General features: G+C 77.0%; 3 protein-coding genes. 2 read left to right on the top strand and 1 reads right to left on the bottom strand.

Translation table 11 applies throughout. The features are described 5' to 3' along the window. The coding region (locus tag IE312_RS42185; protein WP_229900531.1) for an alpha/beta hydrolase at window positions 1-539 on the top strand (539 nt) is incomplete at its 5' end. Window positions 540-800: 261 nt separating this feature from the next. Continuing rightward, window positions 801-2219, top strand: coding sequence for a hypothetical protein (locus tag IE312_RS28350; protein WP_189985144.1), 1419 nt, complete (start codon window positions 801-803; stop codon window positions 2217-2219). A gap of 15 nt (window positions 2220-2234) precedes the next feature. Here the strand turns inward: IE312_RS28350 and IE312_RS42180 are convergent. Further along, the coding region (locus tag IE312_RS42180) for a VOC family protein (RefSeq protein WP_229900530.1) at window positions 2235-2492 on the bottom strand (258 nt) is incomplete at its 5' end.

Here is a 2492-nt window from a genome sequence, read left to right as displayed (position 1 = left end):
CGCGGTCGCCGGACGGGCTGAACCACCTCGGCGGGAGCGAGTGGCGGGACGTGGAGGCGGCGATCCGCTACGCCGTCCGCCGCGGCGCCCACCGGGTCGTCCTGCTCGGCTGGTCCACCGGCGCCACCATGGCCCTGCGCGCCGCCGAGCGCTCCGCGGTCCGCGACCGTGTCGCCGGGCTCGTCCTGGACTCGCCGGTGCTCAGCTGGGAGGCCACCCTGCGGGCCCTGGCCCGGGCCCGGCACACCCCGCAGCCGCTGCTGCCGCTGGCCGTGCGGGCCGCGCAGGGCCGGGTCGGGCTGCACGCGGGCCGGGTTCCCGAGATCGCCGACCCCGACCGGCTCAGGGTGCCCACCCTGATCGTGCACGGCCCGCAGGACCAGGTCGCCCCCTGGGAGTTCTCCCGCCGGCTCGCTCGCCGCCGCGCCGACCTCGTCGCCCTGCACACCGTCGACGACGCCCCGCACGCGGCGATGTGGAACGCGGACCCCGCCGAGTACGAGGAACGGCTCCGCCGGTTCCTGACCCCCCTGATGTGACGTGCCGATGCCCCGATGTGACCCCCTGCCCCCTTGATGTGCCCCTCGATGTGACCCCCTGGCCCCGTGTCCTGAAGCGACCCGCTGACGTGACCCGGGCGCCGTGGCCCGCCGGTACCGGCGCGGCGGATTCCGTTTGAAGCCGTGGGCCGGCCCGATCACGCCGCCACGGCCGTACCGGACCCCGTGCCTTGGCCAGCCCCGTCGCCCGCGGTGACATTCCGTTTGGGTTTTCGGACCGTCAACCGGAAGACTGCACCCGTGACGTCCCGTATCCCGCGCGACTCCAGGCTCCGACTCGTCCGACCGCGACCCCTGGCCGCCGCCCCCAGAGCTGTGAACCAGCGGCGCCCAGGGCGCCCCGCCCCCCGGCCGCCGGAGGGCACACCCGCCCCCGCGGAACTGGCCGGAATGGCCCGCGTCCGGCTGGCCGGCGCGGCCCGCCTCGCCCGCTGGGCCGACGCCGCGCTCGGCCCCGGCCGGGCCGGCGCCACCGCGGACGGCAAGGCCACCCTGTCCGACGCCACCGCGGCACGCGCCGCCGTCGACCTGGGCCTGAGCGTCGCCCGGATCCGCGCCGACTGGGACACCGCCCGCCTCGCCGGACTCGTCGAGGTGCACGGCGACAGCGCCCGCCCGGGCTGGCGGCTGCGCGCCTGGGACCGCGACGACAGCGCCGTACTGCGCGGCTGGGTCGCCCTCTTCGACGCCTGGTCGCTCGCCTTCCCCGAGCCCGACGGGTTCGAGCCCGCGGCCGTCGCCGAGGTCGTCTCGGCCATGCCCCAGGTGCTCTCCCTCCTCCAGCTCTCCGCCGGCCCCGTCCCGGTCGAGCAGCTGCTCGACCTGCTCCGGCAGCGGGTCACCGAACTGCGCACCGAGCGCTGCGAGATCGCCTACGAAACCGGCCCAGGACAGCCCGCCGGCACCCCGCGCCCCGCCGACCCGGCGCCCGCGGCCAACGCCCCGCTCGCCCCGCTGCTCGACTGGGCGCTGCGCGCCCTCGCCTCCGTCGGCGCCCTCACCTACGGCGACGGCCAGGCCACCCTGACCCCGTTGGGCAGCTGGGCGGTGTGGGTCAAGCTGGAGCAGATCTGCGTGGCCGCGCAGAGCCCCGCCGGCAACATCGAGCAGTCCGCCGAGGACATGCTCCGCGGCTGTGCCCAGCTCCGCCCCAACGCGGCCCGCGCCGAGTACCGCGCCTGGCTCGCCGCCCGTCCCGTCGGCGGCGCCGTCACCGAGCTGATCGGCGCCGCCCGCGGCGACGACGCCCTGCTGCGCGGGCTGGCTTTCGAGGCGCTGCGCGTCGTCGGCGCCCCCGCCGAGCCCGATGTACGGGGCGTCGTCGAGGAGCCGGCCCTGCGGCCGTACGCACTGCTGTGGCTGGCCGAGCACGACGGGATCGACCCGGAGGACGCCCACGAGGTGCTCACCCGGGAGGAGGCCACCTGGCTGTGGGTGGACACCGCCGCCGCCGTCGCCGACCACGGCGAGGCGCCGATGCTGGTCCGGCACCTGGAGTCCGCGGTGCAGCCCACCGTGCCCCAGCTGCTCGACGAGGTCCGCGCCGTCGGCCACCCGCGCACCGTGCAGGTCCTGGTGGCGCTCGCCGCCGCGCACCCCGACCCGGCCCTGGCCAAGGCCGTCCGCCGGGCCGCGTTCCAGGTGCACACCGGCGGCTGAGCGGCCGGCGGCGGTTCAGCCGCCGATCTCCGGGGCGTACGTCCCGAAGCTCCAGACGTTCCCCCCGGTGTCCCGGGCCAGGTAGTCCCGCGAGCCGTGGTCCTGCTCCTTGGGGGGCATCAGGATCTCCACCCCGTGCTCCACGGCCCGCCGGTGGTGCGCGTCCACGTCGTCCACCGCGACGTACACCCCGGCGGGTCCGGCGTCCCGCAGCACCGTGTCGAAGAGGCCGCCGCGGCCCTTGGAGCCGATCATCACCACGCCGTTGCCCTG

The sequence above is a fragment of the Streptomyces capoamus genome, from assembly GCF_014654935.1.
Lineage (GTDB): Bacteria > Actinomycetota > Actinomycetes > Streptomycetales > Streptomycetaceae > Streptomyces > Streptomyces capoamus.
This window is presented reverse-complemented; position numbering and strand designations above follow the sequence as displayed.